Genomic DNA, 18,792 nt, shown 5'->3' on the forward strand with positions numbered 1-18,792 from the left:
ATGCCTGTGGTCTCCGTTCGTCGTCGTCGCGCCTTGTTATCGGCCGTCCTGGCTTCGGCCGCAATGGGATTGGCTCTACCCGGGGTGGCCGGGGCGCAGTCCTCGCTCGACGTCGTCGACGCGTTGTCGGCGACGACGCTGGTCAACGGCGCCCTGTCGGTGGCCGGTGGATGCCAGACGCCCAACCGCGACCTCATCACGTCCTGTACCCGCCTCGAGACACTGACGACGCAGGTACCGGTGATGCTGGCACTCAACCCGCTCACGACGAACATCGTGGTGCTCGGCGCGGGCCTGTACGCCGACGGCACGATGCGGCCGGTGCTCGTGTCCCGGCTGCAGGGCGCACTGCAACTGGCGCAACGCTTTCCGCTCGCGCCGATCGTCGTCACCGGCGGCGTCCCGCAGTCCGGAGTCACCGAGGCGCAGGCGATGCGACGGTGGCTGGTGGCGAACGGGATTCCCGACTTCCGGATCACGGAGGAGAACAGGTCCCGGTCCACCGTCGAGAACGCCGTCAACACCGACGTGATCCTCCGGCAGCGCGGCGCGTCCGGGGTCGTCGTCGTGACCAGCCCCGACCATCTCCAGCGGGCGATGATCGACTTCCGGGTCGCGGTCGCCGGCCGCATGCCCGTCGCGGGCGTGGTCGCTCCGTACTGAGTCACCGGGGTGCCGGCTGACAGCTAGTTCACAGCCGCGGTGCAGCCGCCCCGCAGCGACGCTCCGCACGCTGGGGGCATGACGACCGAACCCCGATTCGCGGTGGACGCGCGACCGACCGCAGCGGCGATCACCGCGCCCGTCCTCGACATCGTCGTCCCGGTGTACAACGAGCAGTCGGCGCTCGCCGGTTGCGTACGACGTCTGCGGGCGTACCTCGACGCCGAGGTGCCCCCCACCGCTCGCATCACCGTCGCCGACAACGCCAGTACCGACCGCACCCTCGAGATCGCCCGCGCGCTGGCGGACGAGCTCGCCGACGTCCGTGTGCTGCACCTCGACCGGAAGGGCGCGGCCGGGCGTTTGCACGAGGCATGGGGGCGGTCCGACGCGCGCGTGCTGGTGTACATGGACGTCGATCTGTCGACCGGGCTCGACGCGCTCGTGCCGCTCGTCGCGCCGCTGCTGTCGGGGCGCTCGGACGTCGCGATCGGCACGCGTCTGACGTCGTCGTCGCGGGTGGTCCGTGGGCCCGAGCGCGAACTGATCTCTCGCGGCTACAACCTCATCCTCGAGGGCGCGCTGCACGCACACTTCTCGGACGCACAGTGCGGCTTCAAGGCCGTCCGCGCCGACGTTGCCCGCGCGCTGCTGCCGCTCGTCGAGGACGGCGGTTGGTTCTTCGACACCGAACTGCTGGTGCTTGCCGAGCGCGCCGGCATGCGGATCCACGAGGTTCCGGTCGACTGGGTCGACGACCCCGACAGCCGGGTCGACATCGTCGCGACCGCGCTCGCCGACCTGCGGGGGTGGCGCGGGTGGGGCGGGCGCTGGCGACCGGCGCGTTGCCCCTGGCCTCGGTACGCGCCGCGCTCGGCCGCGGCGCGCTCACCCCCGGCTCGCCGCCCGCGATGCTGGGCCAACTGGTCCGGTTCGCGCTGATCGGAGTCGCCAGCACGGCGGCGTACGCGCTGCTGTATCTCGCGCTGCAGCCTCCGCTGGGGCCGCAGTGGGCCAACGCGGTCGCGCTGTTGCTCACCGCCGTGGCCAACACCGCGGCCAACCGGGCCTTCACGTTCGGGGTCCGCGGCCGGCGCGGTGCCGGTCGGCACCAGGTGCAGGGACTCGTCGTCCTCGGATTCGCGCTCGTCGTCACCGGCGGATCGCTCGCCGCCCTGCACCGGTTCGTGCCGGGCGCCGCACCACCACTCGAGCTCGCGGCGCTCGTGATCGCCAACCTCGTTGCCACACTTGTCCGTTTCATCGGTCTGCGCTGGGTGTTCCGGCGCGGGGCCGCGGAAGGAGTCACCCCGTGAGCGTCACGATCGACCGTCCCGTGCAGGTGCCGCCACCGGCCGCCGCACCCGGGCGCAACCGCGAGTACTGCGCACTGGCAGCACTGCTCGTCGGCACCGCCGTGGCCTACCTGTGGAACCTGGGCGCGTCGGGGTGGGCCAACGCGTTCTACTCGGCCGCGGTGCAGGCCGGATCGGTGTCGTGGAAGGCGTTCTTCTTCGGCTCGTCCGACGCGGCGAATTCGATCACCGTGGACAAACCGCCTGCGTCCCTGTGGGTGATGGGGCTGTCGGTGCGAGTGTTCGGGTTGAACACGTGGAGCATTCTGGTGCCGCAGGTCCTGCTCGGGGCGGCCTCGGTCGCCGTGCTGTGGGCGACCGTCCGGCGCTGTTTCGGGGCCGCGGCCGGTCTGCTCGCCGGCCTGATCTTGGCGCTCACCCCGGTGGCGGTACTGATGTTCCGATTCGACAATCCCGATGCGCTGCTGGTGCTGCTGATGATCGCGGCGGTGTGGGCCACACTGCGCGGCGTCGAGGACGGCCGCACTCGCTGGCTGGTACTGGCCGGGACATTCGTGGGTCTCGGTTTCCTCACCAAACAGCTCCAGGTGATGCTCGTGGTGCCGCCGCTGGCGCTGACCTACCTGGTTGCGGGACCGCCGAAGCTCGGCACCCGGATCGCGCAGCTGTTCGCCGCGCTCGGCGCGGTGATCGTCTCAGCCGGGTGGTGGCTGCTCGCCGTCGAGTTGTGGCCCGCCGACTCGCGGCCGTGGATCGGTGGCTCACAGAACAACTCGATTCTCGAATTGACGCTGGGCTACAACGGGTTCGGTCGGTTGAGCGGTGACGAGCGCGGCAGCGTGGGTGGTGGTGGGCCCGGCGGCGTGGCCGCCGACGGGATGCCGGGTGGCGGCCCCGGTGGTGGCATGTGGGGCAGCACCGGCATCACCCGACTGTTCGAGCCCGCGCAGGGCGGGCAGATCGCGTGGCTGCTCCCGGCCGCGCTGATCCTGCTGGTGACGGGAATCGTTCTGTGCGGGCGCTCCGCCCGCACCGACGTGCGGCGGGCGTCGTTCCTCGTGTGGGGGCTGTGGCTGCTGGTCACCGGCCTGGTCTTCAGTTTCATGGCGGGCATCTTCCATGCGTACTACACCGTGGCCCTCGCCCCTGCGATCGCGGCGCTCGTGGGGTCCGGCGCGGTGATGCTGTGGCGTCGCCGGGACCTTCTCGGTGCCCGGGTGGTCGGGATCGTCACGATTGCGGTGACGGCGTTCACCGCCTGGATGTTGTTGGGGCGCAGTCCTGATTTCGTGCCGTGGCTGCGGTGGGTGGTGCTCGCCGTGGGGGTGGGGGCGGCAGTCGCGGCGGCGGTACCCGTCGTCGTGCGCTCGCGGGCCGCGGTGGTCGTGGTGGCGGCCGCACTGTTCACAGCCCTCGCCGGACCGGTGGCCTACGCGGCCACCACGATCGGCACGGGACACGAGGGCTCCATCCCGTCCGCGGGGCCGCGGGTCGAGGGCGAGATGGGGCGCGGTGGTCCCGGGGGCATGCGCGGGCCGGGGGAGATGGCCGGCGGTGCACCGCCGGGCGGCGGTGCAGCGATGCCCGGCGGGCTGCGCGGCGGGGACGGCCGGGGGAGCGCCGGCGCCGGCGGGTTCGAGATGCCCGCCGCACCCGGCGGCGTGCCGGGCGGCTTCGGTGCGGGTGCGGGCGGCGGACTGCTGTCGGCGAGCACTCCCGGCGACGAACTGACGGCCCTGCTGCGCAGCCGCGCCGACGACTTCACCTGGGTGGCAGCCGCGATCGGTTCCAACACCGCATCCGGCTACCAGCTCGCGACCGAACGTCCGGTCATGCCGATCGGCGGGTTCAACGGCAGCGACCCGTCGCCGACGCTCGAACAGTTCCGGCAGTACGTGGCGGACGGGCAGATCCACTACTTCCTCGCCGGAGGCATGGGCGGCGGACGCGGTGGTGAGGGCACCGCATCGCAGATCACGCAGTGGGTGGAGGAAACCTTCACCGCTACCACGGTCGACGGCGTCACCGTCTACGACCTCACTCGGTGACCGGACAGCGCCGCCGAACCGGTTTACCCTGAGGTGGGAGGCACACATGTCCGAACACGACATCATCGAGAACATCGACGAACTGGTCCGTGAGGAAAAGGAATTGCGCTCACGGGCCGAGGGACAGGGGCTGTCGGAGCAGGACAGCGCCCGCCTGACTCACCTCGAGCAGCGGCTCGACCAGTGCTGGGACCTGCTCCGGCAGCGTCGCGCCAAGGCCGAGTTCGGTGAGAAGGCGGACGAGGCCACCCCTCGTCCGGTCGACGAGGTCGAGTCCTACCGCCAGTGAGCGCAGGTCGGGCCCCGGAGTCGCGAAATTCGTTGCGCACCAGCGAAGTCGTGATCTCCGGGGCGTCTCTCGATGACGGGTGCCTACCCGGCAGAGTGAGAATGTCGAACGACTAGGTGGTGAATCGCCCATGACTGTGGCGGAGGACGTGTACACGACCCGGGTGACGGGAGAACCACGGGTGGTCGAACGCCCGGACCCGGTGTTCTGGGGCGGATCCCGCAGCGCGGAGTACACGGATTTCGAACGGCGCGGGTTCCTGCAGCGCGAGCGCGTGATCGGCGACAGCGACGTGTCGACCTGTCTGGCGGAGATCGACCGCATCCAGCACGATCCGGCGCTCCGGGACGACGAGCGCATCGTCCGGGAAGGTGACTCCGTCGCCGTGCGCTCGATCTTCGACATCCTCGAACTGAGCGACGCCGTGCGGCGGGTGGTCGAAGCGTCCGGCGCCTACGATCTCGCGCGCGACATCCTGGGCTCGGACGTCTACGTGCACCAGAGTCGACTGAACTACAAGCCGGGATTCCAGGGTGGCGCGTTCTACTGGCACTCGGATTTCGAGACCTGGCACGCCGAGGACGGCATGCCGCTTCCGCGGGCGGTGAGCGCCTCCATCGCGCTCACCGAGAACACGCAGTACAACGGCCCGTTGATGATCATGCCGGGGACGCAGCGGTACTTCGTGCAGTGCGCCGGCGCCACTCCCGACGACTTCTATCGCGAGTCCCTCGTGACCACGATGCCCCGAGTCGGCGTGCCGTCCGAAGACGCCATCACCGACATGTGGCGTCGGCACGGTATCGAGGTGCTCACCGGCGGGGCAGGCTCGATGACGATGTTCGACTGCAACGCCCTCCACGCGTCGGGCGGCAACATCTCGCCGATGCCGCGCGCGAACGTGTTCGTGGTGTTCAACAGCGTCGAGAACGTGGTGCAGGCGCCGTTCTCGGGGTCGGCGCCGCGGCCCTCGTTCCTGGCCAAGCGCCCGGCCTGACGAGGGTGGGGGTGGTCGAGGCGCCGGGGTTCGGGCCGTAGTCTGACACGTGTGCGCGTACTCGTGATCGGCTCCGGAGCCCGTGAACATGCCCTTCTGTTGGCCCTCGCCCGTGACCCGGGCGTCGACAAGTTGATGTGTGCCCCCGGCAACGCCGGGATCGCCCGCATCGCCGAGACCCACGCGGTCGACGTCGCGTCCGGTGACGCCGTCGTCGAGCTCGCGAAGTCGGTGGCGGCGGACCTGGTCGTCATCGGCCCGGAGGTGCCGCTGGTCCTCGGTGTCGCCGACGCCGTCCGCGCCGCGGGCATCGCGTGCTTCGGCCCGTCCGCCGCGGCCGCCCGCATCGAGGGCTCCAAGGCGTTCGCCAAGGACGTCATGGCCGCGGCCGGGGTCCGCACCGCGCACAGCGAGGTCGTCGACAACCCGGCCGACCTCGACGCCGCTCTCGACCGCTTCGGCCCCAACTGGGTCGTCAAGGACGACGGCCTGGCCGCCGGCAAGGGCGTCGTCGTCACCACCGATCGCAGCGCCGCGCGCGATCACGCCGCCGAGTGCCTCGAGATCGGGCACCCCGTGCTGCTCGAGTCGTTCCTCGACGGCCCCGAGGTGTCGCTGTTCTGCCTGGTCGACGGGGAGACGGTGGTCCCGCTGCTGCCTGCGCAGGACCACAAGCGCGTCGGCGACGGCGACACCGGCCCCAACACCGGTGGCATGGGTGCCTACACGCCGCTGCCGTGGCTGCCCGCCGACGCGGTGACCCGGATCGTCGACGACGTCGTCAAGCCCGTCGCGGTCGAGATGGCCAAGCGCGGCTGCCCCTTCACCGGTCTGCTGTACGCGGGACTGGCGATGGGCGAGAACGGCCCCGCGGTCGTCGAGTTCAACTGCCGCTTCGGCGACCCGGAGACGCAGGCCGTCCTGGCGCTGCTCGAGTCGCCGCTCGGTGAGGTGCTGCGCGCCGCCGCGACCGGCACCCTCGCGTCCGTCCCGCCGCTGCAGTGGCGGGACGGCTCCGCGGTCACCGTGGTGCTGGCCGCCGAGAACTACCCGGCCACCCCGCGCACCGGTGACGTCATCACCGGGTCCGACGCCGAGCGCGTCCTGCACGCCGGCACCGCCGCCCGCGAGGACGGAACCGTCGTCTCCGCCGGTGGCCGTGTCCTGAGCGTCGTCGGCGTCGGCGCCGACCTGACCGAGGCCCGCGAGGATGCGTACGCGCGGTTGGCCGAGGTGAAGCTGCCCGGTGGGCACTTCCGCAGCGACATCGGCCTGGCCGCCGTGGAGGGGCGCATCACGCTCTGACCCTCTCCGACTCGCGGCGTTCCGCGAACACCTCCGAAAAGAGCCGACGGCCGCGCCGTCGGCTCTTTTCGCTTTCGGTGAGCCGCGTCTCGATTTGACCGCCGGTGTGCCCCGCTGCACACTGCTCGTGCGCATAAAGAACATGCGTTCGTATAGTGAACAATCGGTTTCGGCATTCACGAGGTTCGACATGACCCCTTCCACTCCCCGCCTGTCCCGCCGGGCTCTGCTCACCGCGTCGCTGACGGTGGCGGGCGCGTCCGCACTGACCGCCTGCACCAAGGGTGACCCCGCAGTGGCACCCGCCGCCGTATCGGCGTCCGAGGCGCCCGCGATCCCGACGACCGGGCTCGCGTTGGTGACCGTGGGCACCGCGGCCGGGCCGTCGGTGCGCAGTGCCCGCAACGGCATCGCCACCGCGCTCGTCGTCGACGGGAACCTGTACGTCATCGACGCCGGCCTGGGGGTCACCCGGGGAGTGGCCGACGCCGGGCTCCCCACCGACCGACTGAAGGCGATCTTCCTGACCCACCTGCACTCCGACCACATCGGTGAGCTGCCGGCATTCGTCATGTGGAACTGGGGCCCGCCGGTGGGCGGGCCGACCGAACCGATCCGCATCGTCGGGCCCGGCTCCGCGAGTGAGCTGCCGACCGGATTTCCGACGACGATCGAACCGGCGGTGCCCGGCACCCGCGCCACCGTCGACGCGATCCTCGCCGCGTACGCGTACGACATCAACATCCGGGTCGTGGACGAGAACCGTCCGCCGCTGAACGAGATGCTGCTGGTCGACGAGATCGCGCTGCCGGCCGGGGCCACGGCGAACGGGACGTCGGCGCCGGCGACGGAGCCGTTCGAGGTGTACCGCGACGACCACCTCCGGGTGCTGGCCACGCTGGTGGATCATCCGCCGGTGTTCCCGTCCTACGGTTTCCGGTTCGAGACGAAGTACGGCACCGTCGTCGTCTCCGGCGACACCGCGAAGACCGACAACATGGTGACGCTGTCCGAGGGAGCCGACGTGCTCGTCCACGAGGCGGTGTACCTGCCCTTCTACGAGAAGCAGAACAAGTACAGCCGCGAGTTCGTCAACCATCTGGCGCAGAGCCACACCACGCCGGAGGAGGTCGGCGAGATCGCGAACAGGGCGGGAGTGGAACATGTGGTGCTCTCGCACCTGGCCGGCGTCGCGACCGACGACGAGTGGGCGGCCGGGGTGCGGTCCACCTACTCCGGCAAGGTGACCGTCGCGGCCGACCGGCAGGTCTTCGTTCTGTAGAAGCCGAGTTCTCGTTCCCCGTCGGCGTTGCTAGCGTCGGAACCGTGCGTACCGACTCCCAGCGATCGTCCATCCCCGCCTTCCACGTCATGGACGTGTGGAAGGCCGCCAACGAGCGGCAGCGCACCCACGGCGACGTGCTCTCGCTCGCGGCGGGGCAGCCGTCGACGCCCGCCCCGCGGCCGGTGCTGCGGGCGGCCCGGCAGGCGCTCGACGAGCACCTGCTCGGCTACACCGAGACGTTCGGGATCGAGCCGCTGCGCGAGGCCGTCGCCGAGTACCACAGCACTCGCTCGGGGATCTCGGTCCACGCCGACGAGGTCGTCGTCACCACGGGGTCGTCGGGCGCGTTCACGCTGCTGTTCCTGGCCGCGTTCGACGCCGGTGACACCGTGGTCGTCGCGCGGCCGGGCTACCCGGCCTACCGGAACACGCTGACGGCGCTCGGCTGCAACGTCGTGGAGATCGACTGCGGACCCGAGACCCGGTTCCAGCCCACCGTCGCGATGCTCGAGGCGATGGACACCCCGCCGGCCGGGCTCGTCGTCGCGAGCCCGGCCAACCCCACCGGCACGGTCATCGACCCGGCCGAACTGGCCGCGCTCGCCCGGTGGTGCGAGGAACACGACACGCTGCTGATCTCGGACGAGATCTACCACGGCATCGAGTTCGGCGGCGCCGGTGGGCAGGCGACGGCGTGCGCGTGGGAGACGTCGCGGGCGGCCGTCGTCGTCGGGTCGGTGTCGAAGTACTTCTCGATGACCGGGTGGCGGATGGGCTGGATGCTGGTGCCGGAGTACCTGCGCCGGGCGCTGCAGCGGCTGGCGTCGAACATGACGGTGTGTCCACCGGCGATCTCGCAGTACGCCGCGGCCGCGGCGTTCACCGCCGAGTCCCGCGCCGAACTCGACGGCCACGTGCAGCGGTACGCGGTCAACCGGGAACTGCTGCTGACCGGGCTGCCGAAACTCGGCCTCACCGAGCTGGCCCCCGCGGACGGCGCGTTCTACGTGTACGCCGACATCGCGCACCTGACCGACGACTCGACGTCGTGGTGTGCGAAGTTGCTCGCCGACACCGGTCTGGCGCTGGCGCCCGGCATCGACTTCGACACCGCGCACGGCGACCACACCGTGCGGCTCTCGTTCGCCGGATCGACCGCCGAGATCCAGGACGCCCTGACCCGTCTGGAACGCTGGCTGCCCGCGCCCCGCTAGCCTGCCCGCTGCACTGTTCGATCGATTCCGCTCGGGCGTGTCGCGACGGCTGGCACGATGAACGGATGACGTCCGCCGCGACACCCAAGGGGGAGCGGCGCCGGCATGCGCTCGTCACGGCCGCGGCCGACCTGCTGCTCGAGGGTGGGTTCGACGCGGTGCGGCATCGGGCCGTCGCCGCGCGGGCGGGTCTTCCGCTCGCGTCCACCACGTACTACTTCGGGTCCCTCGACGAGTTGGTGGCGCTGGCCGTCGAGCACAACGGCAACCGGGAACTGGACGCGATGCGCGAGCGCATCGACGAGGTGACCCAGCGTCGACGGGGCGTCGAGGCGACGGTGGACCTGATCGTGGATCTGCTGGTGGGTCCCGAACACGGCACCGGCGCGATCGCCGACGCCGACGGCGGCCGCGAACGTCTCATCGCGCGGTACGAGCGCTTCGTCGCGTCGGCCCGGCATCCCGAGCTGCGGGACGTCCAGCTGCGGCTGCGGGCCCAGACCGACGACCTGCTCGCGGAACTGCTGCGCCGCTCGGGCCGCATCGTCCGCGAGCCGCAGTTGCGCCGGCTGGTCGCCGTCGTCGACGGTGTCGTGGTCGGGGCCTTGAGCGAGGTCGATCCCGACCCGCGCGGGATGGCGCGGGCGATGCTGCTCGACCTCATCGACGACCTGGCACCCCCGACGATGCGCTGACGAGGGCGTTCGGGTCCGACCGTAGACTGGAGTCTCGTGAGCCGCATCCCGAATGTCCTTGCCAACCGTTACGCCAGCCCCGAACTGAAGGAGCTGTGGTCGCCGGAGCACAAGATCGTGCTCGAGCGGCAGCTGTGGTTGGCGGTGCTGCGCGCCCAGGCCGAGCTCGGCATCGACGTCCCCGCCGAGGCGGTCGCCGACTACGAGCGGGTGCTGGAGCAGGTCGATCTCGACTCGATCGCCGAGCGCGAGCGCGTCACCCGGCACGACGTCAAGGCCCGCATCGAGGAGTTCAACGCCCTCGCCGGTCACGAGCACGTCCACAAGGGCATGACCAGCCGCGACCTCACCGAGAACGTCGAGCAGCTGCAGGTGCTGCGCTCGCTCGAGCACGTCTACGGCCACGGCATCGCGGTGGCCGCCCGCCTCGCCGAGCGGGCCGCCGAGTACACCGGCATCGTGATGGCCGGCCGCTCCCACAACGTCGCCGCGCAGGCCACCACGCTAGGCAAGCGGTTCGCGTCGGCCGCCGACGAGATGCTGGTGGCGCTCACGCGCGTGCGGGAACTGATCGACCGCTACCCGCTGCGCGGCATCAAGGGCCCGATGGGCACCGCGCAGGACATGCTCGACCTCCTCGACGGTGACGCCGGCAAGCTCGAGCAGCTCGAGGCCGAGGTCGCCGAGCACCTCGGATTCGCGCACGTGTTCACGAGCGTCGGCCAGGTCTACCCCCGCTCGCTCGACCACGACGTGCTGTCCGCGCTGGTCCAGGTGGGTGCCGCGTCGTCGTCGATGGCGCACACGATCCGCCTGATGGCCGGCCACGAGCTGGTCACCGAGGGCTTTCAACCCGGCCAGGTGGGCTCGTCGGCGATGCCGCACAAGATGAACACCCGCTCGTGCGAGCGCGTCAACGGTCTGCAGGTGGTGCTGCGAGGTTATGCGTCGATGGCCGCCGAGCTCGCCGGCGCGCAGTGGAACGAGGGCGACGTGTTCTGCTCCGTCGTCCGTCGCGTGGCGCTGCCGGACGCGTTCTTCGCGATCGACGGCCAGATGGAGACGTTCCTGACCGTGCTCGCCGAGTTCGGCGCGTACCCGGCCGTCATCGAGAACGAACTGAACCGCTACCTGCCGTTCCTGGCCACCACCAAGGTCCTCATGGCCGCCGTCCGCGCGGGCGTGGGCCGCGAGACCGCGCACGAGGTCATCAAGGAGCACGCGGTCGCCGTCGCGCTCGCGATGCGCGAGCAGGGCAAGGAGCCCGACCTGCTCGACCGTCTGGCCGCCGACGACCGGCTGCCGCTCGACCGGGCCGCGCTCGACGAGGCGCTGGCCGACCGCTCCGCGTTCGTCGGCGCCGCCGGCGCGCAGGTCGACTCGGTGGTCGCCGAGGTGCAGAAGCTCGTCGACGCCCACCCCGATGCCGCGCGCTACACGCCGGGTTCCATTCTGTGACAACCGCGTCGAGTCGGTCGGGGGCCTGACCCCGCACCGCCCCCGCTGAACGGGAATTCACGGCACGCTTCCGGACCGCGGGCGTACCGTGAGTTCCCGTTCGGCCGTCGAGGGCCTACCTTCGAGTGGACGGCTCTCCGCCGCCGACGACGCCCACCCCATCCGGCGGTGCTCGGCGCTTCGACAGGTTCGGGAGGTATACGCGTGGGGAGGACGCGTGATCGGGCAGCGGCCCGGCGTGCCGCCGCCGGGACCACCGGCGCCGACCTGAGGCCGCGCGCCGACATCGCCCGCCACGTCGGGACCGTCGGCCTCGTCTCCGTCGTGGGGGTCGTGGTCACGATCGCCGTGGCCTCGCACTACGTCGGCTCCCATCACTGGCTCCCCGCGCTCGCGGTCGCCGTACTGTTCGTCGCCCGCGGCGTCCACCTGGGCCGGCCCGTCACCCGAATGCACGTTGCCGCCGCGGCCGGCGTGGTGCTCGCCGCGCTGCTGGTCGATGCGACCGGCCACGAGCTCGTCGCGCTGATCCTGCTGGCGACCAGCGGGCTCGCACTGATGTGGCCGACGGGGAGCCGGCCCGAGCCCGAACGCCTGCCCGAGGTGTCCGCACTGGTCGACCGCACCGGCGAGGATCCGCTGGCCCCCTTCGCGATGCACTCGCTCCGGTCGTACTTCTTCGCTCCCGACCGATCCGCCGCACTCGGCTACCACACGCGGCTCGGCGTCGCGGTGGTCGGCGGCGGCCCGATCGGCGATCCCGAACAGTTCCACGCCCTGGTGGCGCGGTTCCAGCAGTTCTGCCGGGAGCGGGGCTGGCGCATCGTGGTGCTCGGAGCGAGCGAACGCCGGCAGGGCGTGTGGAACGCCGCCGGGGTCCGCCCCGGACTGCGCGCCGTGCCGATCGGACGCGACGTGGTGGTCGACGTCGCCTCGTTCGACATGGTCGGCAGGAGGTTCCGGAACCTCCGCCAGGCGGTCAACCGCACCCGCAATGCCGGGCTCACCACCGAGGTGATTCCCGAGGCCCAGCTGTCCGACGCGGTGCGGGCGGAACTGCGGGAGATCGTCACCCGGACGCACGGTGACTCGACCGAGCGAGGCTTCTCGATGATCCTCGACCGGGTGCTCGAGGGGTGGTATCCGGGGCTGCTCGTCGTGCTCGCGCGGGACGCGGACGGGGTGATCCAGGGGTTCCAACGCTATGCGGTCGCCGGGCACGGGACCGAGATCAGTCTCGACGTCCCGTGGCGGCGCCGCGGCGCCCCCAACGGCATCGACGAGCGGTTGAGCGTCGCGATGGTCGACTACGCCCGTGATCACGGCGGCAAGCGGGTCTCGCTGGCCTTCGCCGCCTTTCCGGAGCTGTTCGACGAGACGGACCGGCGGTGGGTGCGCCAGGTGCTGTTCAACGTCATCCATCTCGGTGACCCGCTCCTGGCGCTCGAGTCGCTCTACCGGTACCTGAAGAAGTTCCATGCGCTCGGCGACCGCCGCTACGTGCTGCTGCCGTTCCGGATGCTGCCGCTCGCGGCGTTCGCGCTGCTGACCCTCGAGTTCGTGCCGCGCCGGAAGTGATACCACAGTCCATAATCGCGGCATGACCGTCACCGTGCGCAGGTCCGGCCTCGCGGATCGCCCCGCGATACTCGCACTGATGGACGCTGCGCGAGGAGAGGGCCTGTCCGCGGCGGAGCGGGCCGAGCGCGGCTTCGTGCAGGGACGGATGGACGCGGACGTACTCGCTCGATTCGAGGAAGGACCCGGGGTCTTCGTCGCGGAGGAGGGCGGCGACCTCGCCGGGTTCGCGATGACCTCCGTGCCCGGCACCGTCACGTCCGGGCCGGCGCGATCGGCGGTCGACACGTTGGGGGACGGGCACGGACGGGTGTTCCTGTACGGTCCCGCCGCCGTCGACCCGCGCTACCAGGGCCGGGGAGTGCTGACGACGCTGCTCGTCGCGCTGAGCCGGGCGCTTCGCGACCGCTACGACCTCGGCGTCGCCTTCGTGGAGGAGGCGAACGCGAAGTCGCTTGCAGTGCACAGGCATTACGGCATGGCCGAGGCGGCGACCTTCGTCTTCGACGGCCGGGACTACGTGGTGTTCACATTCTCCCCGGCGGAGTTCGCGGCCCGGGCCTGACGTTCAGCAGTTGTCGTCGGTGGTGAGCTTGTCGAGGATTCGTCGCAGCTGCGCACGGTCGGCGTCGTCGAGATCGCCGAAGAAGTCGGCCGCCTGGGCGTCGCGGGCGACCGCCATGTCGGCGAGCAGTTCGCGGCCGGTGGCGGTGAGCCGGACACACACGGCCCGCCGGTCGACGCCGTCGGCCACGCGTTCGACGAGATCGCGCTTCTGGAGCCGGTCGACCACCTCGGTGGCCGAGCGGGGCGCGATCCGCAGGGCCTTCGCGACGTCGCCGAGGCGGGGGCGGCCGCCGCACTCGTGGTCGATGACGCGCAGCGCTCGGAACTCGTGCGGTGAGAGCCCCCACGGCTCGAGCGCGGTGAACCAGCGGCGTCGCAGCGCCCGCGACGTGGACATCACGAGGTCCCGAAGCTGTTCGGGCGATACCTCCGTCATAGTGCCGGAGCCTACCTCACTTGACAGTTGCCTCATGTTGAGGCAACCTCAGCAATAGGCTTGCCCCGACATCTGAGAGGGGTGGTGCAATGACAAGCCCTCCATTCGGCGGACCCGGCGGTGGTCCGATGCGTACCCGCAAGATCGATCCCGCCGACCGCGCGCAGCTCGAGGAATCCCCGGTCAGTCTGCGCCGCATCGGTGCGCTGTTCGCGCCGTACCGATGGCAGATCGCCGTCGTCGTCGCGCTCATCGTGGCGTCGTCGGCGATCTCGCTGGCCAACCCGTTCCTGGTGCGTGAGGTCATCGACCGCGCGATCCCGGACCAGGACGTGACGCTGCTGGTGTGGGCCGTGGTGGCGATGCTCGCGATCACGGTGGCGACGGCGGTGTTCGGGGTGGTCCAGACCTGGATCTCGACCACCGTCGGGCAGCGGATCATGCACAACCTGCGGACGCGGGTGTTCGCGCACCTGCAGCGGCAGTCGCTGGGCTTCTTCACCCGTACCCGCGGTGGCGAGATCCAGTCCCGGCTCACCAACGACATCGGCGGCATGCAGACGGTGGTGACGTCCACGGCGACGTCGATCGCGTCCAACGTGACCACGGTGATCGGCACGGCGGTGGCGATGGCGGTGCTGAGCTGGCGATTGTCGCTGCTGTCGCTGATCGTGCTGCCGCCGGCCATCTGGCTCACCCGCAAGGTCGCGCTGATGCGACGGGAGATCACCACGCAGCGGCAGAAGGCGCTGGCGGACATGCAGACCCAGATCGAGGAGAGCCTGTCGATCAGCGGGATCCAGCTGGGCAAGACGCTCGGTGCCGGGCCGGCGATGTCGGACCGGTTCTCCGCGACCTCGACGCGCCTGGTCGATCTCGAGGTCCGTTCGCAGTTGTCCGGGCGCTGGCGGATGGCGACGATGAGCATCATCTTCTCGGCGATCCCGGCGCTGCTGTACCTCGCGGCCGGGCTGCCCGCGACGTCGGGCGGCATGACCATCGGCACCCTGGTCGCCTTCACCGGCCTGCAGACCACGCTGTTCCGGCCCCTGATGGGTCTGCTCGACGTCGGTGTGTCGGTGACGAGTTCGCTGGCGCTGTTCAGCCGGATCTTCCAGTACCTCGACCTGCCGGTGGAGATCGACGACCCGGAGAAGCCGGTGCCGATGCCGCGGGAGCGGGTCTCGGGTGCGGTGCGGTTCGAGCACGTCGGCTTCCGCTACGAGAACGCCGACCGCGACGCCCTCGCCGACGTCACCGTCGACGTGCCGGCCGGGTCGTCGCTCGCGCTGGTCGGGGAGACCGGCTCCGGCAAGACCACGCTGGCGTCGCTGGTGGCACGCCTGCACGATCCGACGTCGGGGCGGGTGACGATCGACGGGGTGGACCTGCGCGACATCCGGCTCGCGGAGCTGTCCGAACTGGTCGGGGTGGTCTCGCAGGAGACGTATCTGCTGCACGCGACCATCCGGGAGAATCTGCGGCACGCCCGTCCGGAGGCGACCGACGCCGAGATCGAGGCGGCGGCCCGCGCGGCGCAGGTGCACGAGCTGATCGTCTCGCTGCCGGACGGTTACGACACCGTCGTCGGCGCCCGCGGACACCGTTTCTCGGGCGGCGAGAAGCAACGCATCGCGATCGCCCGAACCCTGTTGCGGGACCCGCGGATCCTGGTGCTCGACGAGGCCACCAGTGCGCTGGACAACGAGACCGAGCGGGCCGTGCAGGCCGCGCTGGACGTCGTCAGCCGCGGCCGGACCACGATCACGATCGCGCACCGGCTCTCGACGATCCGGGACGCCGATCAGATCGCGGTCCTGGGTCACGGCCGGGTCGCCGAACGCGGCACCCACGAGGAGTTGCGCGCGCTCGGCGGACGTTACGCCGCGCTACTCGCCCGCGGCCGCGACGCCGGCCCGACGGCCGAAGAAGGTGCCGTCGCCGAGCGAGGTGCCGCTGATGTAGCCCCACGAGTGCAGGCCCGACGTCGCGCGGCCGGCGGCGAAGAGGCCGGGGATCGGGTCCCCGTCGAGGTCCAGGACGCGGCCGTCGACCGTGGTGTGCAGGCCGCCGATGGTGAACACCTCGGCGCCGCCACCACCGGTACCGCCGTCGCCGTACTCCGGCGGGGCCATGCCGCGGCGGACGTCGATCGCGGCGAACGGTGACCGCAGCGGACGCAGCCAGCGTGACGACTTGTGGAAGTACGGGTCCTCGCCGTGCTCGGCGAACCGGTTGTATTCGCCGACGGTGTTCTGCAACGCGCCCTCGGGCATGCCGATCTCACGCTCGAGTTCCTCGAGGGTCTCGGCGACGAAATGCGGTTGCACGCCCCAGCGTTCGTCGACGGGAATCTCCTCGTAGGCCTGCTCGTCGAGGATCACCCACACCGCGAGGTTGTGCTTGAACAGTGCGGCCTGCCCCACCAGCCCGGGGTAGACGTCCTCGTTGATGAACCGCTGCCCCACGTCGTTGACGATCATGCCGCGCACCATCATTCCCGGCACCAGTGAGATCCCGACCTGCCCGGCGGACATGTGCCGGACGGCGGCGCCGGCGGCCTGCGCCATCACGATGCCGCGGCCGTCGTCGCCGCCGTCGCTGTTGACGCCCAGACCCACCAGTTGCGGCGCGTGCTGCGCGAGCATCTCCTTGTTGTCGGCGAAGCCACCGGTCGTGATGATCACACCGCGCCGGGCGCGGTAGGTGACGGTGGCGTTGAAGTGCCGGGCCACGACGCCGACGATCCGGTCGTCCTCGACGATCAGACGCAGCGCCGCGGTGTCGGTGTGGACCGCGATCGCGGTCTTCGCGACGGCCTCGCTGAGCACCGCCATGAGGACCTTGCCGCCGAAGCCGTCGGAGGTCACCCGGTGCCCGCGCGGCGCCGGGGTGGCGATCTCGCTGAACGGAAAAGCGTTCTCGCCCATCCACATCAGGCCGTCGTCGGTCGGGGGGACCCAGGTGGGAGAATCCCACAGCGACGGCTTGAACGGCACACCGTGGTCGACCAACCACTGGTAGTGGGCCACGCTGTCGCGGCTGTAGAGGCCCACCTTCTCCCGATCGGCGTCCGGGCCGAGTGCGGCGAGGAGGAACTGTTCCATCGCGTCGGCCGTGTCGGTGAACCCGCACGCCTCCTGGATCGGGGTGCCGCCGCCGAGATACATCTCGCCACCCGACAGCGCCGACGATCCACCGCCACCGCTCTGCCGCTCCAGCAAGATCACCTCGGTCCCGGCGGCGTCGGCCTCGAGCGCGGCCGCGGCCCCCGCGCAGCCGTAGCCGATGATCAGCACGTCGGTCTCGTGGTCGTAGGCATCGATCCCTGCGGCGTCGAGCTGGGTGACGGGTACGCGTGCGCTCATCCGGTTCTCCTGTCGTGACACTGGACCTCACTGTGGTGCCGGTCACAGTAAGTTCGAGGTGTCGGACCGAGAAGCCGATCGCCCGGTGAGCGGGACGAACCGGCGTTCGGGACATAACATCATCGAGCATGAGCCACTGCGTCTTCTGCGCCATCATCGCTGGTGAGGCCGAGTCGAGTGTCGTGTACGACGATGCGCACACCATCGCGTTCACGGACATCCGTCCGTTCACCACCGGCCACCTGCTCGTGGTGCCCAAGACCCACGCCGCGAACCTGTCCCGACTGGACCCCGCCGACGGTGAGCGCCTGTTCCGAGTGGGGCAGCAGCTTGCCGCGGCGCTGCGGGAGAGCGTCGTGGCCGCGGAAGGAGTGAACTTCTTCCTCGCCGACGGTGTCGCCGCGGGGCAGGAGGTGTTCCACGTGCACCTGCATGTAGTTCCGAGGACGCCGGGCGACGGGTTCGGGCTGCGCGGACGGCCCACGGCGCCCCCGCGCGCCGATCTGGACTACGTGGCGAGTTCGGTGCGCGGGCGGCTCGGTGCCCGGGGCGAGTGAGTCGGCGTCGCCGTCGACGCATCTGTATCGCAGATTCCCGGAGTTGGTGGACACGCTTCCGCATGTCCGGCTGGGCCACTCGCCCACTCCGGTCCGCAAACTCGAAGGCCTGGGCACGCGCAACCGGATCTGGCTCAAGGACGACGGCGCGTTCGGGTCCGGTGGGTGGGGCGGGAACAAGGTCCGCAAGCTCGAGTGGATCATCCCGGACGTCCTCGCCCGCGGGTGCTCGCGGATCATCACCGCCGGTGGCATCGGCACCAACTGGGGACTCGCGACCGCCTTGTACGCCAGGGAATTCGGCATCGAGACGGTGCTCGCGCTCATCGACCAACCGATGGACGACCACGTGCGGGCGCAACTCGCGCGGCTGCACAGCTCCGGCGCGACGCTGCACTTCACGCGGGACAAGATGCGAACCTTCGCGGCTGCGCCGTTCCTCATGCTCCGTCACATGCGCGGCGGCAGGTTCCCGTACTACCTGCCGCCCGGTGGATCGTCGCCCGTGGGCGCGCTCGGATACGTCGAGGCCGGGCTCGAGCTCGCGGCGCAGGTGGAGGCCGGCACGCTACCCGAGCCGGCGCACGTGGTGGCCGCCGTGGGCTCCGGCGGAACGGTCGCCGGCCTGCTGCTGGGGCTGCGCCTGGCCGGCCTGCGGACGGGTGTGGTCGCCGTCGTCGTCAACGACACGCTGCCGCTGGGGCCCCGGAACGTCCGAGACCTGGCCTCCCGCACCGAGTCCCTGCTCCGCCGCCGGGGAGCCCGATTCGACGACCTCGACCTCGAGGACGCCGACCTCGTCGTCACGCGCGACTACCTCGGTCCCGGATACGGGTACGCCACCGCCGAGGGGCGAGCCGCACAGCGGGTCGGTGCCGAGTTCGGGATCCCGCTCGATCCGGTCTACACCGCCAAGGCGTTCGCCGGGCTCCTCGAGATCGACGCACGCCGGCAGGGGGACGACCGTCCCATCGTCATGCTCGACACCTTCGGTCCACGGGCGGGCTGACGCGCCC

15 protein-coding genes and 2 pseudogenes are annotated in these 18,792 nt (G+C 70.9%); 15 read left to right on the plus strand and 2 right to left on the minus strand.

All coding sequences use genetic code 11. The features are described 5' to 3' along the window. Positions 1 to 63 precede the first annotated feature (63 nt). The 12 genes and pseudogenes from E7742_RS00005 to E7742_RS00060 all read left to right on the plus strand — a co-directional run bounded on the left by E7742_RS00005 (position 64) and on the right by E7742_RS00060 (position 13,413). Positions 64 to 663, plus strand: coding sequence for a YdcF family protein (locus E7742_RS00005; RefSeq protein ID WP_368076935.1), 600 nt, complete (start codon positions 64 to 66; stop codon positions 661 to 663). Positions 664 to 741: 78 nt separating this feature from the next. Further along, a pseudogene (locus tag E7742_RS00010) lies at positions 742 to 1,979 on the plus strand (glycosyltransferase). Further along, a complete protein-coding gene (locus E7742_RS00015; RefSeq protein WP_137797047.1) occupies positions 1,976 to 4,027 on the plus strand; it encodes a glycosyltransferase family 39 protein in 2,052 nt (683 codons plus the stop codon). Before E7742_RS00010 ends, E7742_RS00015 begins: the two are co-directional and overlap by 4 nt. A 46-nt stretch (positions 4,028 to 4,073) precedes the next feature. After that, the gene (locus tag E7742_RS00020) at positions 4,074 to 4,316 is read left to right on the plus strand and encodes a DUF2630 family protein (protein ID WP_137797048.1); all 243 of its coding nucleotides are present in this window, start codon (positions 4,074 to 4,076) and stop codon (positions 4,314 to 4,316) included. Positions 4,317 to 4,446: 130 nt separating this feature from the next. Further along, the gene (gene thpD / locus E7742_RS00025; RefSeq protein ID WP_137797049.1) at positions 4,447 to 5,313 is read left to right on the plus strand and encodes an ectoine hydroxylase; all 867 of its coding nucleotides are present in this window, start codon (positions 4,447 to 4,449) and stop codon (positions 5,311 to 5,313) included. A 51-nt stretch (positions 5,314 to 5,364) separates the two neighbouring features. Next, the gene (gene purD / locus E7742_RS00030) at positions 5,365 to 6,618 is read left to right on the plus strand and encodes a phosphoribosylamine--glycine ligase (RefSeq protein ID WP_137797050.1); all 1,254 of its coding nucleotides are present in this window, start codon (positions 5,365 to 5,367) and stop codon (positions 6,616 to 6,618) included. A 190-nt stretch (positions 6,619 to 6,808) separates the two neighbouring features. Continuing rightward, positions 6,809 to 7,900, plus strand: a complete 1,092-nt coding sequence (locus tag E7742_RS00035) for an MBL fold metallo-hydrolase (RefSeq protein WP_137797051.1) — start codon at positions 6,809 to 6,811, stop codon at positions 7,898 to 7,900. Positions 7,901 to 7,944: 44 nt separating this feature from the next. Further along, positions 7,945 to 9,117 carry a pyridoxal phosphate-dependent aminotransferase gene (locus E7742_RS00040; RefSeq protein ID WP_137797052.1) on the plus strand — a complete coding sequence of 391 codons (1,173 nt, stop codon included), beginning with the start codon at positions 7,945 to 7,947 and terminating at the stop codon, positions 9,115 to 9,117. 65 nt (positions 9,118 to 9,182) lie between these two features. Further along, positions 9,183 to 9,812 carry a TetR/AcrR family transcriptional regulator gene (locus E7742_RS00045; protein WP_137797053.1) on the plus strand — a complete coding sequence of 210 codons (630 nt, stop codon included), beginning with the start codon at positions 9,183 to 9,185 and terminating at the stop codon, positions 9,810 to 9,812. Positions 9,813 to 9,848: 36 nt separating this feature from the next. Further along, complete coding sequence (gene purB, locus E7742_RS00050) at positions 9,849 to 11,270, plus strand: adenylosuccinate lyase (protein WP_137797054.1); 1,422 nt, start codon at positions 9,849 to 9,851, stop codon at positions 11,268 to 11,270. A 204-nt stretch (positions 11,271 to 11,474) separates the two neighbouring features. Further along, positions 11,475 to 12,848, plus strand: coding sequence for a bifunctional lysylphosphatidylglycerol flippase/synthetase MprF (locus tag E7742_RS00055; RefSeq protein ID WP_137797055.1), 1,374 nt, complete (start codon positions 11,475 to 11,477; stop codon positions 12,846 to 12,848). A gap of 22 nt (positions 12,849 to 12,870) precedes the next feature. Next, on the plus strand, positions 12,871 to 13,413 hold the full coding sequence (locus E7742_RS00060; RefSeq protein ID WP_137797056.1) for a GNAT family N-acetyltransferase: 543 nt from the start codon (positions 12,871 to 12,873) through the stop codon (positions 13,411 to 13,413). A gap of 3 nt (positions 13,414 to 13,416) precedes the next feature. Here the strand turns inward: E7742_RS00060 and E7742_RS00065 are convergent, their stop codons facing one another. Next, positions 13,417 to 13,851 carry a MarR family winged helix-turn-helix transcriptional regulator gene (locus E7742_RS00065; protein ID WP_137797057.1) on the minus strand — a complete coding sequence of 145 codons (435 nt, stop codon included), beginning with the start codon at positions 13,849 to 13,851 and terminating at the stop codon, positions 13,417 to 13,419. Between the two features lie 89 nt (positions 13,852 to 13,940). On the opposite strand from E7742_RS00065, the pseudogene E7742_RS00070 reads away from it, so the two are divergent. Beyond that, a pseudogene (locus E7742_RS00070) lies at positions 13,941 to 15,752 on the plus strand (ABC transporter ATP-binding protein); the annotation flags it as partial. On the opposite strand, the gene E7742_RS00075 reads toward E7742_RS00070, so the two are convergent. Continuing rightward, positions 15,741 to 17,219, minus strand: coding sequence for an FAD-dependent oxidoreductase (locus E7742_RS00075; protein ID WP_137797058.1), 1,479 nt, complete (start codon positions 17,217 to 17,219; stop codon positions 15,741 to 15,743). The pseudogene E7742_RS00070 and the gene E7742_RS00075 overlap by 12 nt on opposite strands. Before the next feature lie 128 nt (positions 17,220 to 17,347). On the opposite strand from E7742_RS00075, the gene E7742_RS00080 reads away from it, so the two are divergent. Then, positions 17,348 to 17,776, plus strand: a complete 429-nt coding sequence (locus E7742_RS00080) for an HIT family protein (RefSeq protein WP_137797059.1) — start codon at positions 17,348 to 17,350, stop codon at positions 17,774 to 17,776. 46 nt (positions 17,777 to 17,822) lie between these two features. Then, positions 17,823 to 18,785, plus strand: a complete 963-nt coding sequence (locus E7742_RS00085; protein WP_254699364.1) for a 1-aminocyclopropane-1-carboxylate deaminase/D-cysteine desulfhydrase — start codon at positions 17,823 to 17,825, stop codon at positions 18,783 to 18,785. Positions 18,786 to 18,792: the final 7 nt, after the last annotated feature.

It is taken from the genome of Rhodococcus sp. SGAir0479 (assembly GCF_005484805.1).
Lineage (GTDB): Bacteria > Actinomycetota > Actinomycetes > Mycobacteriales > Mycobacteriaceae > Prescottella.

Excerpts from the sequence above, each read along its gene's own strand:
- E7742_RS00080 (WP_137797059.1), top strand. The coding sequence starts at position 17,348 with ATGAGCCACTGCGTCTTCTGCGCCATCATCGCTGGTGAGGCCGAGTCG.
- E7742_RS00060 (WP_137797056.1), top strand. The coding sequence starts at position 12,871 with ATGACCGTCACCGTGCGCAGGTCCGGCCTCGCGGATCGCCCCGCGATA.
- E7742_RS00045 (WP_137797053.1), top strand. The coding sequence starts at position 9,183 with ATGACGTCCGCCGCGACACCCAAGGGGGAGCGGCGCCGGCATGCGCTC.
- thpD (WP_137797049.1), top strand. The coding sequence starts at position 4,447 with ATGACTGTGGCGGAGGACGTGTACACGACCCGGGTGACGGGAGAACCA.
- E7742_RS00005 (WP_368076935.1), top strand. The coding sequence starts at position 64 with ATGGGATTGGCTCTACCCGGGGTGGCCGGGGCGCAGTCCTCGCTCGAC.
- E7742_RS00020 (WP_137797048.1), top strand. The coding sequence starts at position 4,074 with ATGTCCGAACACGACATCATCGAGAACATCGACGAACTGGTCCGTGAG.
- E7742_RS00075 (WP_137797058.1), bottom strand. The coding sequence starts at position 17,219 with ATGAGCGCACGCGTACCCGTCACCCAGCTCGACGCCGCAGGGATCGAT.
- E7742_RS00035 (WP_137797051.1), top strand. The coding sequence starts at position 6,809 with ATGACCCCTTCCACTCCCCGCCTGTCCCGCCGGGCTCTGCTCACCGCG.
- E7742_RS00065 (WP_137797057.1), bottom strand. The coding sequence starts at position 13,851 with ATGACGGAGGTATCGCCCGAACAGCTTCGGGACCTCGTGATGTCCACG.